22 protein-coding genes, 1 other RNA gene and 1 pseudogene are annotated in these 23,515 nt (G+C 70.4%); 11 read left to right on the forward strand and 13 right to left on the reverse strand.

The window, feature by feature from the left end:
- The first annotated feature begins 141 nt into the window (after positions 1 to 141).
- Positions 142 to 1,422, forward strand: a complete 1,281-nt coding sequence (locus tag ASF45_RS13605; RefSeq protein ID WP_082550993.1) for a Zn-dependent hydrolase — start codon at positions 142 to 144, stop codon at positions 1,420 to 1,422.
- 845 nt (positions 1,423 to 2,267) lie between these two features.
- Here ASF45_RS13605 and ASF45_RS13610 read toward each other — a convergent pair.
- Both ASF45_RS13610 and ASF45_RS13615 read right to left on the reverse strand, forming a co-directional pair.
- Positions 2,268 to 3,512 carry an FAD-binding oxidoreductase gene (locus ASF45_RS13610; protein ID WP_056662889.1) on the reverse strand — a complete coding sequence of 415 codons (1,245 nt, stop codon included), beginning with the start codon at positions 3,510 to 3,512 and terminating at the stop codon, positions 2,268 to 2,270.
- A gap of 219 nt (positions 3,513 to 3,731) precedes the next feature.
- Positions 3,732 to 4,685, reverse strand: a complete 954-nt coding sequence (locus tag ASF45_RS13615; RefSeq protein WP_056663338.1) for a LysR family transcriptional regulator — start codon at positions 4,683 to 4,685, stop codon at positions 3,732 to 3,734.
- Positions 4,686 to 4,802: 117 nt separating this feature from the next.
- Here ASF45_RS13615 and ASF45_RS13620 point away from each other — a divergent pair, with 117 nt between their 5' ends.
- Entirely contained in the window at positions 4,803 to 5,792 is a 990-nt protein-coding gene (locus tag ASF45_RS13620) for a tripartite tricarboxylate transporter substrate binding protein (RefSeq protein ID WP_056662892.1), read from the forward strand.
- A gap of 4 nt (positions 5,793 to 5,796) precedes the next feature.
- Entirely contained in the window at positions 5,797 to 7,317 is a 1,521-nt protein-coding gene (locus ASF45_RS13625; protein ID WP_056662895.1) for an amidase, read from the forward strand.
- Between the two features lie 7 nt (positions 7,318 to 7,324).
- Here ASF45_RS13625 and ASF45_RS13630 read toward each other — a convergent pair whose 3' ends face one another.
- The gene (locus ASF45_RS13630; protein ID WP_056662898.1) at positions 7,325 to 8,143 is read right to left on the reverse strand and encodes an IclR family transcriptional regulator; all 819 of its coding nucleotides are present in this window, start codon (positions 8,141 to 8,143) and stop codon (positions 7,325 to 7,327) included.
- Positions 8,144 to 8,278: 135 nt separating this feature from the next.
- Between ASF45_RS13630 and pyrC the strand changes: the two genes are divergently transcribed.
- From pyrC to ASF45_RS13655, 5 genes are all read left to right on the forward strand, one after another.
- The gene (pyrC, locus tag ASF45_RS13635) at positions 8,279 to 9,322 is read left to right on the forward strand and encodes a dihydroorotase (protein WP_056662901.1); all 1,044 of its coding nucleotides are present in this window, start codon (positions 8,279 to 8,281) and stop codon (positions 9,320 to 9,322) included.
- A complete protein-coding gene (locus ASF45_RS13640) occupies positions 9,319 to 10,242 on the forward strand; it encodes an NYN domain-containing protein (RefSeq protein ID WP_056662909.1) in 924 nt (307 codons plus the stop codon). The genes pyrC and ASF45_RS13640 overlap by 4 nt, the downstream gene beginning before the upstream one ends.
- Before the next feature lie 53 nt (positions 10,243 to 10,295).
- Positions 10,296 to 11,006, forward strand: coding sequence for a DUF3025 domain-containing protein (locus ASF45_RS13645; protein WP_235580906.1), 711 nt, complete (start codon positions 10,296 to 10,298; stop codon positions 11,004 to 11,006).
- A 66-nt stretch (positions 11,007 to 11,072) separates the two neighbouring features.
- Positions 11,073 to 11,945: a protease HtpX gene (htpX, locus tag ASF45_RS13650; protein WP_056662915.1), complete on the forward strand. Its 873-nt coding sequence runs from the start codon at positions 11,073 to 11,075 to the stop codon at positions 11,943 to 11,945.
- Positions 11,946 to 12,174: 229 nt separating this feature from the next.
- Positions 12,175 to 12,486: a DUF4148 domain-containing protein gene (locus ASF45_RS13655; RefSeq protein WP_056662919.1), complete on the forward strand. Its 312-nt coding sequence runs from the start codon at positions 12,175 to 12,177 to the stop codon at positions 12,484 to 12,486.
- 62 nt (positions 12,487 to 12,548) lie between these two features.
- Here ASF45_RS13655 and ASF45_RS13660 read toward each other — a convergent pair whose 3' ends face one another.
- The 3 genes from ASF45_RS13660 to ASF45_RS13670 all read right to left on the reverse strand — a co-directional run bounded on the left by ASF45_RS13660 (position 12,549) and on the right by ASF45_RS13670 (position 15,950).
- Complete coding sequence (locus ASF45_RS13660) at positions 12,549 to 13,166, reverse strand: flavin reductase family protein (RefSeq protein WP_056662926.1); 618 nt, start codon at positions 13,164 to 13,166, stop codon at positions 12,549 to 12,551.
- Positions 13,163 to 14,191 carry an MBL fold metallo-hydrolase gene (locus ASF45_RS13665; protein ID WP_056662929.1) on the reverse strand — a complete coding sequence of 343 codons (1,029 nt, stop codon included), beginning with the start codon at positions 14,189 to 14,191 and terminating at the stop codon, positions 13,163 to 13,165. Before ASF45_RS13665 ends, ASF45_RS13660 begins: the two co-directional genes overlap by 4 nt.
- Before the next feature lie 73 nt (positions 14,192 to 14,264).
- Positions 14,265 to 15,950, reverse strand: coding sequence for an NAD(P)/FAD-dependent oxidoreductase (locus ASF45_RS13670; RefSeq protein ID WP_056662933.1), 1,686 nt, complete (start codon positions 15,948 to 15,950; stop codon positions 14,265 to 14,267).
- 57 nt (positions 15,951 to 16,007) lie between these two features.
- Between ASF45_RS13670 and ASF45_RS34500 the strand changes: the two are divergent.
- Positions 16,008 to 16,209: pseudogene (locus tag ASF45_RS34500) on the forward strand (succinylglutamate desuccinylase); the annotation flags it as partial.
- A gap of 3 nt (positions 16,210 to 16,212) precedes the next feature.
- Here the strand turns inward: ASF45_RS34500 and ASF45_RS13675 are convergent.
- Genes ASF45_RS13675 through cysK form a run of 3 tightly spaced genes read right to left on the reverse strand, consistent with a single transcriptional unit; the run spans position 16,213 to position 18,665 of the window.
- On the reverse strand, positions 16,213 to 17,226 hold the full coding sequence (locus ASF45_RS13675; RefSeq protein WP_056662937.1) for a J domain-containing protein: 1,014 nt from the start codon (positions 17,224 to 17,226) through the stop codon (positions 16,213 to 16,215).
- A 6-nt stretch (positions 17,227 to 17,232) separates the two neighbouring features.
- Positions 17,233 to 17,751 (reverse strand): hypothetical protein, encoded by a 519-nt coding sequence (locus ASF45_RS13680; protein WP_056662940.1) that lies wholly within the window; start codon positions 17,749 to 17,751, stop codon positions 17,233 to 17,235.
- Entirely contained in the window at positions 17,748 to 18,665 is a 918-nt protein-coding gene (gene cysK, locus ASF45_RS13685) for a cysteine synthase A (RefSeq protein WP_056662943.1), read from the reverse strand. The genes ASF45_RS13680 and cysK overlap by 4 nt, the downstream gene beginning before the upstream one ends.
- A 60-nt stretch (positions 18,666 to 18,725) precedes the next feature.
- On the opposite strand from cysK, the gene rnpB reads away from it, so the two are divergent.
- Positions 18,726 to 19,087, forward strand: an RNA gene (gene rnpB, locus ASF45_RS14225) — RNase P RNA component class A.
- A 31-nt stretch (positions 19,088 to 19,118) separates the two neighbouring features.
- Here the strand turns inward: rnpB and ASF45_RS13690 are convergent.
- The 4 genes from ASF45_RS13690 to ASF45_RS13705 are packed head-to-tail and all read right to left on the reverse strand — an operon-like array spanning position 19,119 to position 22,131.
- Complete coding sequence (locus ASF45_RS13690) at positions 19,119 to 19,826, reverse strand: RNA pseudouridine synthase (protein WP_056662946.1); 708 nt, start codon at positions 19,824 to 19,826, stop codon at positions 19,119 to 19,121.
- Positions 19,816 to 20,451 (reverse strand): flavin reductase family protein, encoded by a 636-nt coding sequence (locus ASF45_RS13695; RefSeq protein WP_056662949.1) that lies wholly within the window; start codon positions 20,449 to 20,451, stop codon positions 19,816 to 19,818. The genes ASF45_RS13690 and ASF45_RS13695 overlap by 11 nt, the downstream gene beginning before the upstream one ends.
- An 8-nt stretch (positions 20,452 to 20,459) precedes the next feature.
- Positions 20,460 to 21,191: a GntR family transcriptional regulator gene (locus ASF45_RS13700; protein WP_056662953.1), complete on the reverse strand. Its 732-nt coding sequence runs from the start codon at positions 21,189 to 21,191 to the stop codon at positions 20,460 to 20,462.
- A complete protein-coding gene (locus ASF45_RS13705; protein ID WP_235580907.1) occupies positions 21,178 to 22,131 on the reverse strand; it encodes a polysaccharide deacetylase family protein in 954 nt (317 codons plus the stop codon). Before ASF45_RS13705 ends, ASF45_RS13700 begins: the two co-directional genes overlap by 14 nt.
- Positions 22,132 to 22,309: 178 nt before the next feature.
- Between ASF45_RS13705 and ASF45_RS13710 the strand changes: the two genes are divergently transcribed.
- On the forward strand, positions 22,310 to 23,494 hold the full coding sequence (locus tag ASF45_RS13710; RefSeq protein ID WP_056662956.1) for an ABC transporter substrate-binding protein: 1,185 nt from the start codon (positions 22,310 to 22,312) through the stop codon (positions 23,492 to 23,494).
- Positions 23,495 to 23,515 lie beyond the last annotated feature (21 nt).

The raw sequence follows: 23,515 nt of genomic DNA on the forward strand, positions 1-23,515 counted from the left end.
TTCTGGATAAGTTCTTTTGTAGATCGAAAGACAGTCCACTTCTATTGATTGCATCGATGGATGGTTCGTTTATTGCTTCGATCGGCCAGTTGGCCAATTCACGCCTTTCCCTGGCGTTCAATCCCACTTGGAGCACGCAACATGGATCCGTCCGTTCTCACCCCTTACGCCGCAGCCGTCGGCACCCAACGCTTGCGCATCGACGGTGCGCGCCTGTGGCGCTCGCTGATGGACCTGGCCCGCATCGGTGCCACACCCAAGGGCGGCGTCTGCCGCATCGCTCTGACCGACGAGGACAGGGCCGGCCGCGACCAGGTGGCGGCCTGGTGCCGCGCGGCCGGGCTGGACGTGCGCGTGGACGAGGTCGGCAACATGTTTGCGCGCCGCCCTGGCACCGACCCGCAGGCCCGCGCCGTGGCCACGGGCAGCCACATCGACACCCAGCCTTCGGGCGGCAAGTTCGACGGCAACTTCGGCGTGCTGGCCGGGTTGGAGGTCATGCGCACGCTGAACGACCACGGCATCGCCACGCGCGCGCCGCTCGAGGTGGTGGTCTGGACCAACGAGGAAGGCACGCGCTTCACGCCGGTCATGATGGGTTCAGGTGCATTCGCGGGCGTGTTCGCGCCCGATTTCGTGCGCGCGCAGGTCGATGGTGCAGGCCTGTCGGTCGGCGACGAGTTGCGCCGCATCGGCTACCTGGGCGCGCAGCCCTGCGGCGAGGTGCCCGGTGGCGGCTACGCGGCCTACTTCGAGGCCCACATCGAGCAGGGGCCGGTGCTCGAGGATGCGGGCCTGCCAATCGGCGTGGTCAGCGGCGCGCTCGGCCAGCGCTGGTTCGACGTGACCGTGACCGGCATGGACGCCCACGCCGGCCCCACGCCCATGGCGCTGCGGCGCGACGCCATGCTCGGCGCGGCACGCATGGTCGAGGCCGTGAACCGCATCGCGCTGGGCGAGGCGCCGCATGGCCGCGGCACGGTCGGGCACCTGCAGGTGCTGCCCAATTCACGCAACGTGATCCCGGGCGAGGTGCGCTTCTCTGTCGACCTGCGCAACCTGACCGACGAGGGCCTGGACCGCATGGAGGCTGCGTTGCGCACGCAGCTGGTGCAGATCGCCGGCGCCACGCGCGTGGCGGTGGACCTGCGCCAGGTCGTCCAGTTCGACGCCTGCCATTTCGACGCGGACTGCGTGGCCAGCGTGCGCGGCGCGGCCGCGCAGCTGGGCCTGCCGCACATGGACGTGGTCAGCGGCGCAGGGCACGACGCCGTCTACGTGGCGCAGGTCGCGCCCACCGGCATGGTCTTCGTGCCGTGCAAGGACGGCATCAGCCACAACGAGATCGAGGACGCGCTGCCCGAGCACATCGAAGCCGGGGCCAACGTGCTGCTGCTGGCGATGCTGGAGCGCGCGGGCTGACGCGTGCGGCTGGCGCGACGGCTCAGGCCGCGACCGCACGCTGGATCTGTTTGCGCGACATGGCGCCTGACGCCGCCAGTGGCCGCCGCGACGCAGGTACAGCACCAAGCGGCGTGCCACCTTCTGGGCGACGTGGGTGCCGCAGTCCCGCTCGACGAGCGTGAGCGCCAGGTCGATGCCTGCACTGACACCCGCTGTCGTCCAGTACTTGCCGCTCTCGCAGAAGAGGAGCCCGTCGCTCACCTCGATCGCGGGATACCGCCGCTGCAGCAATTGCGCCGAGCGCCAGTGGGTGGTCACCTTCTGGCCGTCGGGCAGGCGGCGGCAGCCAGCAAAACGCGCCGGTGCAGACGCTGCAGGTGCGTTGCGAGCGGACATCATGGGAACGCAGCCAGGCGATGGTCTCCGGGGCCGAACAGATCTGGTCACTGTCGCGAGAAGTCCGGCTTATCGTCGGCAACTTGTCGAGGCCGGCATGCAGCCGGTGACGGACGAGCGGCTGAGCGCCGAGGGCCATCGCCACTTCCTCGCCAGCGAAATCCGGAGCTGGGCGCCTGCCATCAAGGCGGCTGGCGCCTACGCCGACTGGCTGGCACAGGCCGCGGCGGCGCGGCGCCGGTCGACCGCGGCCAGTATGTCGCCCGTGCAGGCTGCGGGCGCCGCGCCAGGTGTTCTTCCACCGGATACGGCAGGTCCGGCAGCTCCTGAGCCGCGGCGTCGCCGCCGCCCTGCCGACGCTGACGCAACCAAAGAACGTCGCCAGCGCCATGCGATCGCTTCTGCAGCGCCGCGCGGCCTGAGCCTTCGGTCCATCAGACGGCTTCGCCGCCGGCTGCGCGCAATCGTCACGCGTCGCCAAAGCGCGCCGGCGCGTAGGGCGCCGGCTCGACGAACGGCGCCTCGCCGTCGATCAGTTCGGCCAGCAGCCGCCCGCTCGCCGGCCCCAGCGTGAAGCCCTGGTGCGCGTGGCCGAAGTTGAACCACAGGCCGCGGTGACGGGGCGCCGGGCCGACCACGGGCAGCATGTCGCCCGTGCAGGGGCGGGCGCCGCGCCAGGGGTGTTCTTCCACCGGCTGCGGCAGGTCCAGCAACTCCCGCGCCGCGGCTTCTGCGCCAGCCATCTGGCGCGGCGTGGACGCAGCGTCGCGCGGCGCGAATTCCGCGCCCGTGGTCACGCGCACGCCGCGCCGCATCGGCGCGACCACCAGGCCACGGTCGGCGTCCAGCCAGGGCATGGTGGGGGCCGGCCCGCCGGCGTAATGGCGGTGGTAGCCGCGCTTGACGAACAGCGGCAAGCGGTAGCCCAGCGGGCGCAGCACGGTGTCGGCCCAGGGGCCGAGGGCCAGCACCGCATGCTGGGCCGACAGCGTGCCTTCGGCCGATTGCAGCGACCAGCCCGCACCGCTGGCGCGCAGCGTGCTGGCGTCGGCCTGCACGATGCGCCCGCCCAGGCGCACGAAGTGCTCCGCGTAGCGCGCCACCAAGGCGCCCGGGTCGGCGACGGCCCAAGGCGCGGTCCAGTGGATGGCGCCGGCCAGCCGTGCCTTCAGCGCCGGCTCTGCGGCGGACAGGGCCGCGGCGTCCATGGCGAGATGCTGCACGCCGTAGTCCGCTTGCAGGCGCCGGGCGCGGGCCAGGGCCTCGTCCATGGTGGCCGGCTCGCGGAACACCCAGCGGTAGCCGGTGCGCTGCACCAGGTCCTCGGCACCGGCCGCGGCGATCAGCGGCGCGTGTTCCGGGATGGCCTTGGCGATGAGCCGGCTGTAGGCCTGCGCGATGGCCGGGTACTGCGCCGGCCCGGAGGCCTGCCAGTAACGTCCCAGCGGGCCGGCCAGGCCGGGCAGCGCCGTGGCGTGGTAGTTCACGTCGATGCCGCGCTTGAAGGCCACGCGCAACAGCTTGGCCGCCTCGCGCGGAAAGGCATAGGGCTCGACCGCCTCCTGCTGGATCAGGCCGGCGTTGCCATACGAGGTTTCCTCGCCAGGCGCGCGCCGGTCGGCCAGCACCACGCTATGGCCGCGCATGGCCAGGTGGATGGCGGTGCAGGTGCCGACCATGCCGGCGCCCAGAACCAGGACGCTGGCCGTCATGCTGGCAAGTCCCCGGCCGCGGCGGACGCCAGCCGCGCACCAAGGCGTACCGGTTCGGCGCGCGTGTGGCGCGGGGGCTGGGCGGGAGGCGGTGCCAGGGACGTGGGCATGGTGGAGTGGTGCTTGCAGGAAGGGGTCGCCCATTGTGTCGTCTGGCGCAGTGCGCACCAAGACGGCCGCGGGCAAGCCTGCGTTGCCGTCACCGCAACGCTGCGCTGCTCAGGGGGCGAGCGTCAGCGCCTCGCGCAGGTGTTCGACGAAGGCCCGTGCTGCATCCGGCAGGTGCCGCCCGGCCATGGCCTGCACCTCGAAGTAGCGCTCGTTCATCTCGCGGTCGCGCAGCGGTACGGCGGCGATGCTGCCGGCCTGCAGCTGTTGGCGCAGCGCCAGTTCGCCGCAGAAGGTCACGGCCTGGGTGTGGGCCACGTACTGGATCAGCGGGTACAGGTGGTCGCTGGTGACCGTCGCGTCCAGCGCCAGGCCCTGGCGGCTGGCGCTGATGTCCAGCAGCTGGCGCAACGTGGAACTGGCCGCCGGCAGTGCCAGCGGATGCGCCACCAGCTGCGCCAGTGCCAGATGCCGCCGCGCCGCCAGCGCATGGCCGGCGGCGACGACGGCCAGGATGGGCGCCGGATGCCGCAGCACCACGTCGATGCCACGCTCCGAGCGCAGCGACACCGTGACGCCCAGATCCGCCAGTCCCTCGCGCACGCGCCGGCTCACCTCGCTCTGCACCGACATGTCCAGCGTGAAGCGGATGCCCGGGTTGCGCTGCTGGAATTCGGCCACCAGGCGCGGCAGGAACTCGTAGGCGAAGCCCTCGGTGGCGACGATGCGCACCTCGCCCTGGCGCAGGCCGCGCAGGCCCAGGATGTCGTCGGCCACGCGCTCGATGTCCAGCCAGGCCCGGCGGGCGTGCGCGGCCAGCAGCTCGCCGGCGCTGTTGAGCACCATGCCGCGCGCGCGGCGTTCGAACAGCAGCGTGTCCAGCTCCTGTTCGAGTCGGCCGATCTGGCGGCTGACGGCCGAGGGCGCCACCTCCAGCCGGGCCGCGGCTTCGGTGACCGAGCCGGCCCGCGCGACCTCCAGGAAGTGGCGCAGCGCCACCTCCTGCAGGACGCGCTGGTTCAGGCCGCGGCGCGCGCGCGGGCGGCGGGTGGTGGTGGGAGGCATGGTGCTGGCCTTGTCTGTGCGTTGCGACATGGGCAATGAAGCTTTCACATCATTGTGCTTGCTGCACTGCTGAGGCGTTCCTACGATGCAGTCACTTCCTCACCCAAGGTCTGACCCATGCACTTCGCCCCTGTCTTTCGCCGCCTGGCCCTGGCCGTTGCCGGCCTGGCCACGGCCCTGGCCGCGCTGCCGGTCCTGGCCGAGGGCACCTACCCCAGCAAACCCATCACGCTGGTCGTGCCGTTCCCGCCCGGCGGCAGCGCCGACACCGTGGGCCGGCTCATGGGCCAGCAACTGTCCGAGGCGCTGGGCCAGCCCGTCATCATCGACAACCGTCCCGGCGCCGGCACGGCCATCGCCGCCGGCCTCGTGGCCAAGGCGCAGCCAGACGGCCACACGCTGTTGATCAGCTCGGGCTCCACCTTCACGGCCAACCCGGCGATTCGCACGAACCTGCCCTACGACGCGGTCAAGAGCTTCGACCCCATCGCCGTGGTCGCGCGCATTCCGCTCATCGTGCTGGCCAACACCAGCGTGCCCGCCAACAACGTCAAGGAGTTCGTGGCGGCGCTGCGTGCCACGCCCGACAAGTACGCCTACGCCTCGTTCGGCTCGGGCTCGACCTCGCACTTCACGGGCGAGATCGTGCTGCGCGCGGTGGGTGCCAGGATCCTGCACGTGCCCTACAAAGGCAGCGCGCCGGCCATGACCGACCTGATCGGTGGCCAGGTGCCGTTCTCGGTGGACACGGTCACGGCCGCGCTGCCGCAGCTCAAGGCCGGCAAGGTCAAGGCCATCGCCGTGACCACGGCCAAGCGGTCCTCACAGCTGCCCGACGTGCCCACCTTCGCAGAGGCCGGTTACGCCGATGTCGATGCGGACACCTGGATCATGCTCGTCGCGCCCAAGGGCACGCCGGCTTCCGTGCGCCAGAAGCTCGAAAGCGCACTGGCCCGCATCGTCGCGGTGCCGGCCGTCGCGGCCCAGTTGCGCGCCAACGGTGCCGAGCCGCTGTTCTCAGGCTCCGCTGCATCGGTGACTCTGATCGAGAAGGAGCTGCCGCTGATGCGTGCGGTGGCTCAACGTGCCGACATCCGACCCGATTGACACCATGCTCGTCGAAACCTCTGCCGTCGAACTGCGCCGCCTGATCGGGGCACGCCAACTCTCGCCCGTCGAACTGCTGGAAGCCTGCATCGCGCGCATCGAGCAGCTCAACCCCTTCGTCAACGCTGTCACGGCCACCTGCTACGAACGTGCGCGCGCCGAGGCACGCGCCGCCGAACAGGCCGTGCTGCGCGGCGAGCCGCTGGGCCTGCTGCACGGCCTGCCGCTGGGCGTGAAGGACCTGGAGCCGACGGAGGGCCTGCTGTCCACGGCCGGCACGCCCAGCCTGCGCAACCACGTGCCGGCGGCCGACATCGAGCTGGTGCGCCGGCTGCGAGCGGCTGGCGCCATCGTGGTCGGGAAGACCAACGTGCCCGAAATGGGCGCCGGCGCCAACAGCCGCAACCCGGTCTGGGGCGCCACCGGCAACCCGTTCGACCCCAACCTCAATGCGGGCGGCTCGTCCGGCGGCTCGGCCGCCGCGCTGGCGCTGGACCTGCTGCCGGTGTGCACCGGTTCGGACACCGGTGGCTCGCTGCGCATCCCCGCGGCCAAGTGCGGCGTGGTGGGCTTTCGGCCGTCGCCGGGCGTGGTGCCCAGCGTGCGCAAGCCGCTGGGCTTCTCGCCGATCTCGGTGGTCGGCCCGATGGGCCGCGACGTGGGCGACGCCTGCCTGCAGCTGGCCGCGTCCGCCGGGCCGCATGCCGGTGATCCGCTGAGCCACCCGTTGGATCCGCTGGCCTTCCTGCAGCCCGCGGCGCTGGACCTGTCGCGCCTGCGCGTGGCCTGGACGGAAGACTTCGGCTGCTGCGATGTCGACCCCGTGGTGCGCCGCGCGATGCGCGCGCGCATGGCCGAGATGCGCGGCCTGTTCGCCGCCTGCGACGAGGTGCGTTTCGACGACCTGGGCGACGTGCACCGCTGCTTCGACGTGCTGCGCGCGGAAGCCTTCGTGGCCGGCATGCGCGAGACCTACGAGCGCGACCCCGCCAGCCTGGGGCCCAACCCGCGTGCCAACTACGAGATGGGCGTGCGCATGAGCTTGCGCGACGCGGCCTGGGCGCAGACCGAGCAGACCCGCATCATCCAGCGCTTCCAGCGCGTCTACCAGGACCACGACCTGGTGCTGGCGCCAACCACGCCGGTCTCGCCGTTTCCGTGGACGCAGCCCTACGCGGCCGAGATCGACGGCCGGCCGCAGGAGAACTACTACCGCTGGCTCGCGCTGACCTACCTGACCACGCTGACCACGCACCCGTCCATCACGCTGCCCTGCGGCGTGGACGAGAAGGGCATGCCGTTCGGTCTGCAGGTGGTCGGTGCGTTCCGCGGCGACCTGCGGCTGCTGTCGGTCGCGAAAGCGATGGAGGGCGCGTTCGCAAGCCGCCCCACGCTGCGCCGCCCGCGGCCGGACATCGCCCGGCTGCAACCGGCCGATCCGGCATTCGACTCCATCGTGACGGCAGCGCCGGACGACCGCTTCGCGCACCGGCCCGGCGCGGCCGGGGGCGCCTCGGTGGTCTGAGGGGCGCTCAGAACGCGATCGTGCTGGAGATCGCCCGCGCGCTCTCGATCAGCATGGGCGCGAGCTTCTTGCGCGCCTCTTCCAGGGTCCAGCGGCTGGTCGGCGGCGACAGGTGCAGCGCGCCGACCGGCTGGCCCTGGCGGTCCACCAGCGGCGCGGCCAGGCCCATGTCGCCCAGGAACAGCTCCTCGCAGTTGGTCGCGTAGCCGACCTGGCGGCACTGGCGCACCTGCTCGAGGATGGCGTCCACATCGGTCAGCGTGTGCTGCGTGCGCGCGGCGCGCGGCGAGGCCTCCAGGATCTGGCGCACCTCGTCGTCGGGCAGCATGCTCAGATAGGCCCGGCCGCAGCTGCTGCAGTACATCGGGATGCGCATGCCCACGGGCGTGAACACCGGGATGTGCTTGGAGGTGGTCAGCTGCGCGAGGTACAGCATGTCCTGGCCCACGGGCTCGGTCACGTTGGCGGTCTCGCCGCTGGCATGGGTCAGCTGCGCCAGGTAGGGATGCGAGACCTGCACCAGCGGATGGCCCACCAGGTAGTTGGCGCCGATCTCCATGGCCCGCGGCAGCAGCTGGAAGCGCCGCGCGCGCGGGTGCTTGCCCACGTAGCCCAGCACCTGCAGCGTGTGCACGGTGCGCTGGGCCGAGCCCTTGGTCATGCCGGTCAGCTCGGCCAGTTCGGCCAGCGTCAGCGTGCGGTGCGAGGCGTCGAAGGCGCGCAGCACTGCCAGGCCTTTTTCCAGCGACTGGTTGAACAGGGGGTCGGCAGGCCTGGCCTCCGCCTGTTCGACGGGCGAAGGGGCCGCTTGCTTGCGTGTTGCCATCGGATGTGTTGCCGCACCAGCGTGCCGCATCGGTGTTCCGACATGGTGCGTGCGATGGAGTTGTGGTGGATATCGATGATCGATTCTATGGATACAGCACATTCCGTGCGGGCGGCGATGGGAGAATCCGCCCCCATGCACGCAACCACCGACACCCTGACGCTGACCCGCCCCGACGACTGGCACCTGCATCTGCGCGACGGCGAGGTGCTGCGCACCCTGGTGCCGCACAGCGCCGCGCAGTTCGCGCGCGCCATCGTGATGCCCAACCTGCGCCCGCCCGTCACCACGACCGAGCAGGCGCTGGCCTACCGCGACCGCATCCTCGCGGCCGTGCCGCAGGGCGTGGCCTTCGAGCCGCTCATGACGCTGTACCTCACGGACCAGATCGCGCCCGATGAGATCCGCCGCGCCCGCGCGGCCGGCATCGTGGCCGCCAAGCTGTACCCGGCTGGCGCCACCACCAACAGCGATTCCGGCGTGACCGGCCTGCGCACGGTCTACCCCGTGCTCGAGGCCATGCAGCGTGAAGGCATGCGCCTGCTCGTGCACGGCGAGGTGACCGACCAGACGGTGGACCTGTTCGACCGCGAGGCTGCCTTCATCGACCAGCAGCTGATCCCGCTGCGCCGCGACTTCCCCGAACTGAAGATCGTGATGGAACACATCACGACGCGCGAGGCCGCGCAGTACGTGGGCAGCGCCGGCGCGCACACGGCCGCCACCATCACGGCCCACCACCTGCTCTACAACCGCAACGCCATCTTCACGGGCGGCATCCGGCCGCATTACTACTGCCTGCCCGTGCTCAAGCGCGAGACGCACCGCGTGGCGCTGGTCGAGGCTGCCACCAGCGGCAGCAACAAGTTCTTCCTGGGCACCGACAGCGCGCCGCACGCCGCGCAGCTGAAGGAGCACGCCACGGGCTGCGCGGGCTGCTACACCGGCCATGCCGCGCTGGAGATGTACGCCGAGGCCTTCGACAAGGCCGGCGCGCTTGACAAGCTGGAAGGCTTCGCAAGCTTCCACGGTGCCGACTTCTACGGCCTGCCGCGCAACCAGGGCACCGTGACCCTGCGGCGCGAGGAATGGACCGTGCCCGACAGCTATGTCTACGGCGAGGCCAACCTCAAGCCGCTGCGGGCCGGCGAGGTGCTGCCCTGGAAGGTGGTCGCGTGAGCGCCGTCGTCCCGCCCGGCCCGGTCGCCCTGCTGATCGACGCCGACAACCTGTCGGCCCCCGAGATGGTGGCCCAGGCGCTGCGGCACCTGACCCAGCTGGCCGGCCCCGTCGCCATCCGCCGCGCCTACGGCAGCGCCGAGAACCTCAAGGGCCTGGCCGGCGTGCTGCGCGAGTTCGCGTTCCACCTGTGCGTGAACCTGCCGCTGGCCAAGAACACCACCGACATGGCCCTGGCCGTGGACGCCATGGACCTGTGTGCCCGGTACGCGCCCGGCGTGGTGGCCATCGGCACGGGCGACGCCGACTTCGCGCCGCTGGTGCTGCGCCTGCGCGAGCGCGGCGTGCGCACCGTGTGCTTCTCGCAGGCCAACAAGATGTCGCCCGAGGTGCACGGCTTCTACGACGAGGTGGTGCTGCTCGGTGCGCGGCGCAGTGCCGCAGCCAGCGTGGTGGCGGTTGCCGCCCCGGCGCCGGCGCCGGCACCGGCACCGGCACCGGCCCGCAAGACGGCCGCCCGCAAGACGCCGGCGCGCAAGACCACGGCCAAGGCCGGGGTCGAAGCCGCCCCTGCACCGGCACCGGTCGCGCCGCCGGCACCCGAACCGGCACCAGCACCGGCACCGGCACCGGCACCAGCACCGGCACCGGCACCGGCACCGGTTTCTGCGCGTGCCGCCGCCGCTGCCGCCAGGGAGGCCGAACTCAGCGAGCGTGTGCAGGCCCTGCTGCGCGAACTGCCGGGCGTGGTCGAAGGCCAGGAGGTCGATTTCGGCGAGGTTGCCAAGCGCCTGCGCGAGGCCAAGCTGCTGGGCCGCCAGGCCGTGATGTCCAAGTTCCTCAAGAAGCATGTGCCCGGCGTGGAGCTCACGCCGCAGGCGCAGCCGCGCAAGCTGCGCTGGGCACCCGGCCCGGCGTGAGCCCCGACTGGTCGCGGCCCTGGCTGCAGCCCTATGCCACGCAAGGCCGTGCGTTGGGGCAGGCCCTGGACGGCGGCCGGCCGCTGTATGCGGCACTCAACGCCGTCGCCGGCGCAGAACAACCACGCTTCGTGCCGCAGCAGCCGCTGCCGCCGGGCCGGGGGTACGAAGCCCTGCTGCACGGGCAGCGTGTCTGTCCCACGCGCGAGAACCTGCACGACCTGTTCAACGGCTTGTCATGGCTGCACTTTCCGCGCAGCAAATGGCGGCTCAATGCCCTGCACGCGGCCGAGATCGCGCGGCTGGGCGCCGGCCCGCGGCGCGGCCCGCTGCGCGATGCGATGACGCTGTTCGACGAGAACGGCGCCTTGCTGTTGGCCCCACGCGGCATGTGGGATGCGCTGCGTGCGCGCGACTGGCGTGGCCTCTTCGTCACGCGCCGCGGGCAGTGGCGGAGCGCCCGCCTGCTGGTCTTCGGCCATGGCCTGCTGGAGCAACTGCAACACCCGCGCAAGCCGCTCACCGCCCATGTGCTGGCGGCTCCGCATGCTCTTGATTCGATAGCGAACATCGACCGCTGGCTGGCCGCTGCCATCGATGCGCGCGCGTGGGCCGCGAAGCCGTTCGCGCCACTGCCGGTGCTTGGCGTGCCGGGCTGGTGCGCAGGGAACGCACACGAATCCTTCTATGATGATCCGTTTGTTTTTCGCCGCGCCGGCCGTTCAGACACACCACAACAAAGGACATTGCAGGCTGCGGCTTGAGCTTGTGCACACTGCCCCCATGTGCGCAAACGTAGCCACATGAACAGAGGGCCCCCCGGAGAATCCATGAAACGCATCGTCTTGTTTGTCCTCACCAACCTCGCCGTCGTGGTGGTGCTGGGCGTCGTCGCCAGCCTGCTCGGCGTCAACCGCTACCTCACGGCCAACGGCCTGAACCTGGGCGCGCTGCTCGGCTTCGCGCTGATCATGGGCTTCGGCGGCGCGATCATCTCGCTGCTGATCAGCAAGCCCGTGGCCAAGTGGAGTTCGGGCGTGCAGGTCATCGACGGCACGGGCTCGGCCGACGAGCGCTGGATCGTCGAGACGGTGCGCAAGTTCGCCGACAAGGCCGGCATCGGCATGCCCGAGGTCGGCATCTTCCCGGGCGACCCGAACGCTTTCGCCACGGGTGCGTTCAAGAACTCGGCCCTGGTCGCGGTGTCCTCTGGCCTCCTGCAGAACATGACGCGCGAAGAGGTCGAGGCCGTGATCGGCCACGAGGTCGCGCACATCGCCAACGGCGACATGGTCACCATGACGCTGATCCAGGGCGTCATGAACACCTTCGTGGTGTTCCTGTCGCGTGTGATCGGCTATGCGGTGGACAGCTTCCTGCGCAAGGGCGACAGCGAGAACTCGGGCCCTGGCATCGGCTACTGGGTCACGACCATCGTGCTGGACATCGTGCTGGGTTTCGCCGCCGCCATCATCGTGGCCTGGTTCTCGCGCCAGCGCGAGTTCCGTGCCGACGCCGGCGCCGCGCAACTGATGGGCCGCAAGCAGCCCATGATCAACGCGCTGGCCCGCCTGGGCGGCCTGCACACGGCCGAGCTACCCAAGAGCGTGGCCGCCTTCGGCATCGCCGGTGGCATCGGCCAGCTGTTCTCGACGCACCCGCCGATCGAACAGCGCATCGCCGCCCTGCAGAACGCGCAGTAAGCGCGCCGCGCGCTGGCAAGGGAGCCGCCTTCGGGCGGCTTTTTACGGGCGTTTGTTTCTCTCGCAGAAACGATCCATTGCTCAACGCCTGGTTTTTCTTTCGAGCCGCGACTTCCACAATTCAACCCATCGATGAGACGCACACAAGACGACTCATCGAGACGCGGCAGACATGGGGTCTGGCCTCGCCGAATGAGAAGTCGCATCCATCCACCGAAAGGAATCCATCATGAACAAGTTCATTGCCTCCGCCCTGATCGCCGCCGCCGGTTTTGCAGCAGCCCCCAGCTTCGCTGGCGACAACATCAGCGGTGAAGTCGGCTACGTGCCCCAGGTGAGCTCTGCGAAGAGCAGCCTGACCCGCGAAGCCGTGCGTGCCGACTACCTGCAAGCCGAGCGCAACGGCACGCTGCCTGAGTTCGGCGAAGGTGCCGACACCGGTGCCGTGGCCAGCGCCAAGAGCAACCTGACGCGCGACGCCGTGCGTGCCGAAGCCGTCTACGCCGTGCGCCACGGCCAGCAGCTGGGCGGCGAAGTCTGAGCTTCGTTGCACGATGACAAGAGCCGCCCTCGGGCGGCTCTTGTCGTTTGGGCGTGCGGGTTTCAGCGTGGCCGGCGCATCAGGAATTTTTCACCCAGCGCGAAGTAGTCGGCCGGGCCGCCGCCGCGCAGGATGGGCTGGCCGGCGGCCGTGTCGTAGATGCCGTTGACGAGCAATGACCGGGCGATGTGGATCTGCACCACCTCGCCGAGCACCAGCCAGGTGTCCACAGACTGGCCGTCGGCGTCCTGCAAGCGGATCAGCTGCGACAGCTTGCATTCGAACGCGACGGGGCTTTCCCCCACGCGCGGCGGGACCACGCGCTGCGAAGCCACTGGTGTCAGTCCCGCCAGTTCGAATTCGTTCACGTCGGGCGGCACGGCGGCGCAACTGGCGTTCATCTGCTCGGCCAGCGGCCGCGTGGCCAGGTTCCAGACGAACTCGCCGGTTTCCTCGATGTGGTTCAGCGAGTCCTTGCGGCCGATGCTGGCGAAGCCCACGATGGGCGGCACGTAGTTGAACGCGTTGAAGAAGCTGTAGGGCGCGAGGTTCACCTGGCCGCCTGCGCCGCGGGTGGACACCCAGCCGATGGGCCGCGGGCCGACGATGGCGTTGAAGGGGTCGTGCGGCAGGCCGTGGCCTCCGCGCGGTTCGTAGCTGTGCAGGTCGGTGTGGATCATGGTGTTGGCAGGGGAGTGCGCGGCGCAAGCCGCAGGGTTTCGCCGATGGCGGTCACGCAGAAGTCCGCAGCCGTCAGGCCCGCGGCGCGGAGCATCTCGGCCAGCTTGCGCGGCGGCTCGTCCAGCGGTTCGTTGGTCAGCTTGAAGGTGCCCCAGTGGATGCCCAGCGAGCGCTTGGCGCCGAGCTCCTGGTGGATGCGCACGGACTCCTCGGGGTTCACATGCTGCGGCGCCATGAACCAGCGCGGCTCGTAGGCGCCGATGGGCAGCAGCGCGAGGTCGAAGCCGCCGCCGCGCGCGGCGCTCTGGCGTTCGGCGAAATGCGCGCGCGTGTCGAGGAAGTTGCTGGGCGAGTAGCCCGTGTCGCCGCCGAAGTACAGGTGCATGTCGGGCGCCAGCACGGCGAAGCCGCCCCACAGCGTGGCCATGCGGTCGCCCAGCGTGCGCGAGGACCAGTGGCGCACCGGCGTCAGCGTGAGCTCCACGCCGCGCAGGCGTTCGGTCTGCCACCAGTCCAGTTCCACCACCTCGGCGATGCCGCGCCGCGCGAACCAGGTCTTCAGGCCCAGCGGCACCACGAACAGCGGCGGGCCGCCGGCCTGGCGCGCGAGCGCCTGCACGGTGGCGACATCCAGGTGGTCGTAGTGGTTGTGCGAGACCAGCACGAGGTCGATGGGCGGCATCTGCGCGGGCGCGATGGCCGGCGGCTGCGCGCGCTGCGGGCCGCTGAACGTGAACGGCGAGGCGCGGTGGCTGCAATGCGGGTCGGTCAGCAGGTTCACGCCGCCGAACTGCGCGAGCACGGTGGCATGGCCCAGCCAGGTCACGGCCGGTGCGACGGCGCCGCCGCGGTTGCGTGCGAGGAAGTCCAGGTCCACCGCCTGCGTGGGCGTGGGCTGCACGGGTGCCTGCTGCTCGCGCCGGGCCTGCCATTGCCAGCGCAGCACATCGGCCAGGCCGCGGGATTCGAAGGCCTCGGTGTTGCGGAACCGGCCGTCGGCGCCGCGCGGCGCGCCCTGGTTCACTGGTGCACCCTTCGGCCTGCGGCCTGTCCCGCCGAGCGGGAGCGAGCGTGCCTGGGGCGGCCCGGCGCTGCGCTCATGCGGGTGCCAGCGCGCGGGCCACGGCCTCGGCCACCTTGAGCCCGTCCACGCCGGCCGACAGGATGCCGCCCGCGTAGCCTGCGCCTTCGCCGGCCGGGTACAGGCCTGCCAGGCCCACGCACTGCAGCGTGGCAGGGTCGCGCTCGATGCGCACGGGGGCCGAGGTGCGTGTCTCCACGCCGGTCAGCACGGCATCGGGCAGGTCGTAGCCGGGAATCTTGCGCGCGAAGGCCGGGAAGGCCTCGCGCATCGCGACGATGGCGTAGTCGGGCAGCACGCCGGACAGGTCGGTCAGGTGCACGCCGGGCTTGTAGCTGGACTGGACCTCGCCGAACTGCGTGGACGGCTTGCCGGCCAGGAAGTCGCCCATCAGCTGGCCCGGTGCGCTGTAGTCGCTGCCGCCCAGCACGAACGCGGCCGACTCCAGCCGGCGTTGCAGCTCGATGCCGGCCAGCGGGTGCGGCTTGCCCTGGGCCGATGCCGGCACGTCCAGGTACCGGTACTCGGTCGGGAAGTCGGCCGGCGTGATGCCGACCACGATGCCCGAGTTCGCGTTGCGCTCCGCGCGCGAGTACTGGCTCATGCCATTCGTGACCACGCGGCCGGGCTCGCTCGTGGCCGCGACCACCGTGCCGCCCGGGCACATGCAGAAGCTGTAGACGGAGCGGCCATTGCTTGCGTGGTGCACGAGCCGGTACTCCGCCGCGCCCAGGTCGGGGTGGCCGGCGTGCTTGCCCCAGCGCGCCCGGTCCACCAGGCTCTGCGGGTGCTCGGCGCGGAAACCGATCGAGAAGGGCTTGGCCTCCATGGGTGCGCCGCGCGCGTGCAGCATCTCGAAGCTGTCGCGCGCACTGTGGCCCAGCGCCATGACCACGTGGTCGGCGCGCTGTTCGTAGGTGGCGCCGCTGGCCTGGTTCAGCACCACCAGGCCGCGCAAATGGCGGCCATCGGGGCTGTCCTGCACCGCAAGGTCCACCACCTTGTGCTGAAAGCGGATCTCGCCACCCAGCGCGATGATGTCCGCGCGCATGTTCTCCACCATCTTCACGAGCCGGAAGGTGCCGATGTGCGGGTGCGCCTCCCACAGGATCTCCTCGGGTGCGCCGGCCTTGACGAACTCTTCCAGCACCTTGCGGCCCAGAAAGCGCGGGTCCTTGATCTGGCTGTAGAGCTTGCCGTCGGAGAAGGTGCCGGCGCCGCCTTCGCCGAACTGCACGTTGGACTCGGGGTGCAGCTCGCGCTGGCGCCACAGGTCCCAGGTGTCCTGCGTGCGTTCGCGCACGGCCTTGCCGCGCTCCAGCACGATGGGCGCCAGGCCCATCTGCGCCAGCGCCAGCGCCACGAAGATGCCGCAGGGCCCGAAACCCACGACCACGGGGCGGAGCAGGGGCGGCTGCGCCAGCCGCACGGGCGGGTGCCAGGCCATGTCGGGCGCGGCGCCAACGTGCGGATCGCCGGCGAAGCGCTCCAGCACGGCGGCCTCGTCCTGTCCGTCGACCAGCGTCACGTCGACGATGTACACGCGCAGCAGCGCGGCCTTGCGCGCGTCGAAGCTGCGCTTGAACACCGTGTGGCTGGCGAGGGCGGTGGAGGGCAGGTCCAGCTTGTGGGCGATGGCGTCGGCCAGGGCCGCGGCATCGTGGTCCAGCGGCAGCTTGATCTCGGAAATGCGCAGGGGCATGGTGGTGGCCCGTGGTGATCGGGCAGGCTTTTGAGGCTCGCGGATGATACGGAATGCGCGCGCACCGCGCGCTTTCGCTTCACCGAGGCCTTCACCGAGCTGGAAATGATCGCGAAGGCGGGGCACCGTGATCGGCGACAACGACGGCGAACCGGTGGCGACGCCCTACGACGACTGCGTGCTGGTCATGCCCTCGACGCGGCAGGCCCGCGCCGGCGTCACGGTCGTGCGGTTTGCGCGGCGCACGCTGTTGCGCTGAGGCTCATGCGCGCTGCTCGCGCAGCCACTGCTTGAAGAAGCGCGGATCCTGCAGCTCGTCGAGTTCCCAGCGGTAGTAGGCGATGTTCTGCTGCAGCGCGCGGCTCTGCTCGCGGATTGCGCGCGCGATGCGCACCGGCGTGGGCTCGGCGCCATGGCCCAGGCCCAGCAGCGTGCGAAAGCCGCGCTCGGTATCCGAGGTCTCCTGGCGCAGCTCGTCCAGCTGCTCGGCCAGCACGCGGTTGTGGCGGGCCAGCGCCACCTCGCCCATGGCGGCGATGCTGTGCAAGTCGATCTGCTCGATCTCCAACTGCAGCTGCAGCAGGTCCAGCAGATTGCGTGCGCTGTAGGCCACGTTGACACGCTGCATCAGCGCGGTCTTGCTTGCGCGCTCACCATCGTCGGGCTCGCGGTCCGGGTGCAGCGCGCTGGCGAGCTTGCGGAACACGGCGCGGATGGTCTGGCTGGCGTCCTCGGGCTCCGGCGCGGCCATGCGCCGGCGCCGGCTGGCGGCCTTGTGCTGGGCGCGCTGGCGTGCGCGCTGCTGGGCGGCATCGGATTGCGCGGCTTCCATGCGCTCCCACTGGGCCATCCAGTCGTCGTCCGCCGGCGCCGGGGCAGGTGCCGCTGCGTCGGTTGGCTCCTCGGCTTCGGGCGCTTCGGCGTCCGTGCCGTCCTGGTGGCGCGCGAAGATCGCGCGCAGCTCGGGCTCCTCGCCCTGGCGCAGCAGGCTGGCCGCGAGGTCGCGCACCAGCGCATGCAGGATCTGCAGGTCGGTGCGGCCCAGGTCGCCGGCATGGGCGGCCTGGTCCAGCAGGCGCAGCAGGTCCAGGTCGATCGCGCGCTGGCTGGCCAGCAGCGGCGCCAGGGCCTGGGCCTGCTGCCGGTGGAAGTCCGCACTGGCCTGCTGCCAGCGCTGCAGCACGGCGCGCTGCGCGGCGATGGCGTCGGTCAGGCGGTGGAATTCGGCCAGCTGGGGCGGCTGGCCGCGGTCGGCCGTGGTGACGAGATCCGCCATCGCCACTCAGCGCCCCAACAGGCTCAGCAGGTCTTCCTCTTCCTGCCGTGCGCGCACCGCGGCACGCTGTTCCTCGAGCCCGCGCTTGAGCGTTGGCAGATCGTCCAGCAGCGGCAGTTGCTGGCGCAGATGGTGCGTGTCCAGGGTGAGTTGCGCGATCTGGTGGCGCAGTTCGTCCGGTTGCTCAGCCAGCACATGGTTGTCGTGTTTGAGGCGCTCTGCGCCGAGGTTGGCGAGCTGGCCTGGGTCGATCTGCTCGGCCTCCAGTTGCAGCTGCAGCAGACCAAGCAGCCGCTCGTTGGCATGGGCGATGTCCATGCCGAACAGATCGCGCGCCATCTCGCGCGCCATGGCATCGCTTTGGGCGCCGTCTTGCTCGCGGAACAGAGACACCGCCTCCTCCCTCTGTGCCAGCAGCGCGCGCTGCTCGGCGATGCGCTTGACCACGCTGTTGAACTTCTTCTGCGCGGGCGACAGCCTGGCGGCCGCCGGCTGCGCGATGGCCAGCGTGCGCGGGGAGGTCATGCCGGCAGGAAGCCTTCGATCGACAGGTAGCGCTCGCCCGTGTCGTAGTTGAAGCCGAGCACGCGGCTGCCGGCCGGCAGCTCCGGCAGCTTCTGCGCGATGGCGGCCAGCGTGGCACCCGAGGAGATGCCGACCAGGAGGCCCTCCTCGCGCGCGCAGCGGCGCGCCATCTCGCGCGCGGGCTCGGCGTCGACCTGGATCACGCCGTCGAGCAGGGCGGTGTCCAGATTCTTGGGGATGAAGCCTGCCCCGATGCCCTGGATCGGGTGCGGCGAGGGGGCGCCGCCCGAGATCACGGGCGAGGCCACGGGCTCGACCGCGAAGACCTTGAGTTGCGGCCACTTTTCCTTCAGCACGCGCGCGCAGCCGGACAGGTGGCCGCCCGTGCCCACGCCTGTGATCAGCACATCCAGGCCGTCGGGGAAGTCCGCCAGGATCTCCTGCGCCGTGGTGCGCACGTGCACCTCCACATTGGCCGGGTTCTCGAACTGCTGCGGCATCCAGGCGCCGGGCGTGCTGGCCACGATCTCCTGGGCGCGCGCGATCGAGCCCTTCATGCCCTTCTCGCGTGGCGTGAGCTCGAAGCTGGCGCCGTAGGCCAGCATCAACCGGCGGCGTTCGACCGACATGGAATCGGGCATCACGAGGACCAGCTTGTAGCCCTTGACGGCCGCCACCATGGCCAGGCCCACGCCGGTGTTGCCCGAGGTCGGCTCGACGATGGTGCCGCCAGGCTGCAACTGGCCGGACTTCTCGGCGTCCTCGACCATGGACAGCGCGATGCGGTCCTTGATCGAGCCGCCCGGGTTGCTGCGCTCGGATTTGACCCAGACCTGGGCCTGGCCGCCGAACAGGCGGTTGATGCGGATGTGCGGCGTGTTGCCGATGGTGTGCAGGACGTTGGCGGCTTTCATGGCGTCTCCCGGTGGGTGGGCAAAGAGGGCATTCTGGCGCACTGCGATAATGCGCGCCGTGAAGCCCGCCAGGCCGCCGCTGGTGCAATCTGAAAAGACGACGCTTGCGTCGGGCCGAAAGGCCGCACTGGAGGAACGTCCGGACTGCACAGGGCAGCGTAGGAGCTAACGGCTCTCCACCGCGAGGTGAGGATCAGAGCAACAGAGACGAGTCCCGGGGGAGTGCCGCAAGGCAGACCACCGGGGGTGAAACGGGCAATCTCTACGCGCAGCAATACCAAATAGGCCAGTGATGATGTGGCTCCGCGGAGCTGGCGGGTAGGTAGCACCGAGCCGTCTGGCGACAGACGGCCCAGAGGAATGGCGGTCACACCGGGGGCGACCCCGGTGCACAGAATCCGGCGTATCGGCGGGCTTCACACTTTCTCATGCAGGGCGCTCCGCCCCGGGGCGTCAGAAGCGCTCGTCTGGATGCAGGTAGCGCCATTCGCCGGGTGCCATGCCGGCCAGCGGCACGCGGCCCAGGCGGATGCGGCGCACGCCAAGCACCTTGAGGCCGGCACGCGCACACGTGGCGCTGACCTGGCCCGGTTGCGGGCCCTTGATGGCAACGCGCAGCACGGTGCGGCCTTCGCGCTGAGAGCCGATGCTCACGCGCGCGGGGCGCATGCCTTGCAACGCCTCGGGCGTGACCTCGCCCTGCACTTCCACCTGCAACTCGTGTTCCAGGATGCCGGCGTCCTCGACCAGCTTGCGCTCGATCCCGTGCACCTGCGTGAACACCACCAGGCCGCTGTCGGCCTGCCCCAGCGGGGCGACGCAGCGCAGGTCCACCAGATGGCGTGGCAGCGGCACGAGGCCGGAGCGGTCCAGGTCGCTGCGGCGCGCGCCGGCCAGCGGAGCGGCCAGGTCCAGGCGCACGCCGGCCGCCTTGTGCAGCACCAGTGTGATCGGCGGCACCGGCTGCGGCGTGGCGTTCTTTTCGATCTCCACGCGCTGATCGGGGCGCACGCGCATCTGCGGCGTGGTGGCGACGGTGCCGTCCACGCGCACCACGCCGTTGTCGATCAGCAGTTCGGCCTCGCGGCGCGAGTAGCCGCTGAGTTCGGCCACGCGCTTGGCCAAGCGCACGCCTTCTGGGTCGTCGGATTCAGATTTCATCGATCGGTGTCGTGGTGGCCGGCGCGCTGGCGCTGCCCTCCAGCGAAAACCGCTCGCGCGTGTTCACGTAGAAGCTGGCACCGAAGCGCGCGACCGGGAAGTAATCCTGCAATCGTACGCGCCATGTGCCGGTGTCGATCAGCCCTTCGCGCGCATGCAGCCACCGCACCTGGCCGATGAAGATCTGCCGGCTGGCCGTCTCCAGCAGTTCGTGCAGCGTGCACTCGAAGGCCACGGGCGCCTCCACGATGCGCGGCGGCTTGACGCGCTGGCAGGGCGCGGCGGTCAATCCCACGGCCGCCAGCTCGCTCACGTCCGCCGCGAAGCGCTCGCCGCAGCGGTGCATCTGCTGCGCCATGGCCTCGTCGGCGATGTGGACCACGAACTCCTTGTTCGCCACGATGTTCTGCGCCGTGTGCTTGAGCTCGCCGTCCTGCAGCCGGTTGATGCTGACCATCACGATCGGCGGCTCCTCGCCCAGCATGTTGAACATGCTGAACGGCGCGGCGTTGACCACGCCCTGGTCGTTCAGGGTCGTGATCAGCGCGATCGGGCGCGGCACGATCAGGCTGGCCATGAGCTTGTAGCGCTGGTACTCGGTGATGGCGGAAAAATCGATGTCCATGCTGGCTCCTAGCCCAGGCCGAGCATTTGCCCGAGCGACTTTTCGGACTGCGGGCGGTCCAGGTGCAGCCGCTGCTCCAGGTCGAGCAGGTGCTCGTCCATGAGCTTGATCGCCTTGGCGACCTCGCCCTTCTCGAGGTGGTCGACGATGCGCGCATGCTCGTCGTGCTCGCAGGCGGCGTTGCCGGGCGGCTCGTACAGCGCCACGATCAGGGAGCAGCGCGAGATCAGCTCGTGCAGGTAGCGCTGCAGCACGGCGTTGCCGGCGATCTCGGCCAGCCGCTGGTGGAAGGCGCTGGCCAGCCGCGCCCAGGCCGGCTGGTTGTGCTGGTGCAGCGTGGCGTGCTCCTCGCGCAGCTGGCGGCGCAGCGCGGCCAGTTCGGCCTTGGTGATGCGGGCGGCCGCCAGCGGCAGGATGGCGGCCTCCAGCAAGCGCCTGGCCTCGAAGATCTGGCGCGTCTCCTGCACCGTGGGCTCGGCCACCACGGCGCCGCGGTTGGGCCGCAGGTCGACGATGCGGTCGTGCGCGAGGCGCTGCAGCACCTTGCGCACCACGGCGCGGTGCACGCCGAACAGGTCCGACAGGCCTTGCTCGGGCAGCTTGGTGCCGGGCGCCAGGCGCTGGCTCATGACGCTTTCGAACACGGCGTGGTAGATGCGGCTCTCGGCCTCGTTGAGGCCGGTGACAGGGGCGGGGGCGGCCGGGGTCGCCGGGGCGGCAGCGCGGCTACGCGTGGCCATGGGGATGGTTCTCCTGCATGTGGGCGGCGATGGCGCCGGGCGTGGTCCACCAGATGTCGCCGGCGTCGCGCGCCCTTGCGATGTGCTCCAGCGCGCGGCGCAGGTGGCGCAGCCGGTAGGGCTGGCCAACGATGTACGGGTGCAATGCGATGCCCATCACCAGCGGCTGCGCGCGCGACTGCTCCAGCATCTCGTCGAAGTTGTCGACGACCATCTGCGCGAAGTCCTTGGCGTCCATCTGGCGCGCCATGATCATCGGGATGTCGTTGAGCTCCTGCGGGTAGGGCACGGACCACAGCGGCCCGTCCTGCGTGGCCATGCGCACGGGCTGGTCGTCGTGGCACCAGTTCAGCGTGTAGCCGTAACCGGTGGCGGCCAGCAGGTGCGGCGTGGCCGGGCTCTCGGAGATCCAGGGCGACAGCCAGCCCTGCGGCAGCACGCCGCTCTCGCGCGCGATGCGGGCGCGGCAGTCGGCCAGCAGCCGGCGCTCGGCGGCCGGGTCCATGGCGGCCTGCCGCTCGGCATTGGTGTGGCCGTGGGCGATCAGTTCGTCGCCGCGCGCGGCGCAGGCCGCCACGAGTTCGGGGCAGTGGTCGTACAGCGCGGTGTTGAGGATGGCGCCGGTGGACAAGCCCAGTTGGTCGAACAGCTCCAGGCAGCGCCAGGCGCCCACGCGGTTGCCGTACTCGCGCCAGGCGTAGTTCAGCACGTCGGGGTGTGGCGTGGCCGGCCCCAGGCAGGCACCCAGGCCGTCGCCGAACGCGAAGTGCTCCAGGTTGAAGCCGATGTAGCAGGCCAGGCGCCGCCCGCCGGGCCAGTGGTAGTCGCTGCGCTGCGTGATGGCGCGGTAGTCGAACAGCCCGTGGTGCGGCAGCGCGCGCTCTGCCAGTGGGCCTGCACTGTCAAGGTGCGAGAAGGAATGCTTTTGGTGCAAGGACATGGTGCGTGGCGCCGTCTGCTGCGCCGGACAGTGCCGAGCAATTATGGTGCCTATCTTTGGCTCTAATTGTCGACAATCTGATTTTGGCTTTGGCGTCAATGTGCTGATGGGTTTGCTGCCAGGAGTGGCATGGAGCTTGCGAAAGGCGTCCGTCCTTGTCCATCTGACGGAGAAACCCATGCCCTTGCTTCGCCGCTCCCTGCTCTCGCTGGCCGTGACTTCCCTGACGGCGCTGGCCGCCCTGTCCGGCTCCCAGGCCTTCGCCCAGGAGACCATCAAGATCGGTCTCGTGACCGCGCTGTCGGGCCAGTCGGCACGCGCCGGCGAGGCCATCACGCGCGGCATGGCCGTGGCCATCGACGAGATCAATGCCAAGGGCGGCCTGCTGGGCGGCCGCAAGCTCGAACTCGTGCGCCGCGACGACGAGGGCAACCCGGCCAAGGGCGTGGTCGCCGCGCGCGAGCTGATCTACAAGGAGAAGGTGGCCGTGCTGTTCGGCGGGCTGGACACGCCGGTGTCCATGGCCATCGTGCCGATCGCCAACCAGGAGAAGGTGCCGTTCATGGGCCCCTGGGCCGCGGGCACGCCGATCACCAAGAACGGCGCCAACCCCAACTTCGCGTTCCGTGTGTCGGCCGTGGACGAGATCGTCAACAAGGCCATGCTGCAGTACGCGCAGAAGACCTTCCAATCGGCCAAGCCGGCCATGATCCTGGTGGACAACCCCTGGGGCGAGTCCAACGAGAAGGGCCTGGTGGCCGCGCTGGCCGCCAAGAACATGAAGGCCGCGGGCATCGAGAAGTTCGACGGCAACGCGGTGGACGTGGTGCCGCAGCTGACCAAGCTCAAGGCGGCAGGGGCCGACACGCTGTTCCTGGTCGGCAACGTGGGCCCCTCGGCCCAGGTCGTCAAGTCGCTGGACCGCATGGGTTGGAAGGTGCCCCTGGTCTCGCACTGGGGCCCCGCGGGCGGGCGCTTCACCGAGCTGGCCGGCCCCAACGCCAAGAACGTGCACTTCGTGCAGACCTACAGCTTCTTCGGCAAGCAGACGCCGGTGGGCGAGAAGGTGCTGGCGGCGTTGAAGGCCAAGTACCCGGACATCAAGGGGCCGGACGACGTGACGCCCGCGGTCGGCGTGGCCAACGCCTACGACGCGGTACAGCTCAGCGCGCTGGCCATCGCCCAGGCCGGCAGCACCCAGGGCGACGCCATCCGCCAGGGCTTCTACAAGATCGGGCGCTACGAGGGCCTCATCAAGACCTACGAGCGGCCGTTCACGGCCGAGGTGCACGACGCGGTGAGCGAGAACGACTACGTCTGGGCGCAGTTCGTCGACAACCGCATCCTGCCGGTCGCGCAGTGAGGGGGGATCGCTGGAAGGGCG

Origin of the sequence: Pseudorhodoferax sp. Leaf265 (assembly GCF_001422365.1) — a bacterium.
In the GTDB taxonomy this organism is placed as follows: Bacteria; Pseudomonadota; Gammaproteobacteria; order Burkholderiales; family Burkholderiaceae_C; genus Pseudorhodoferax.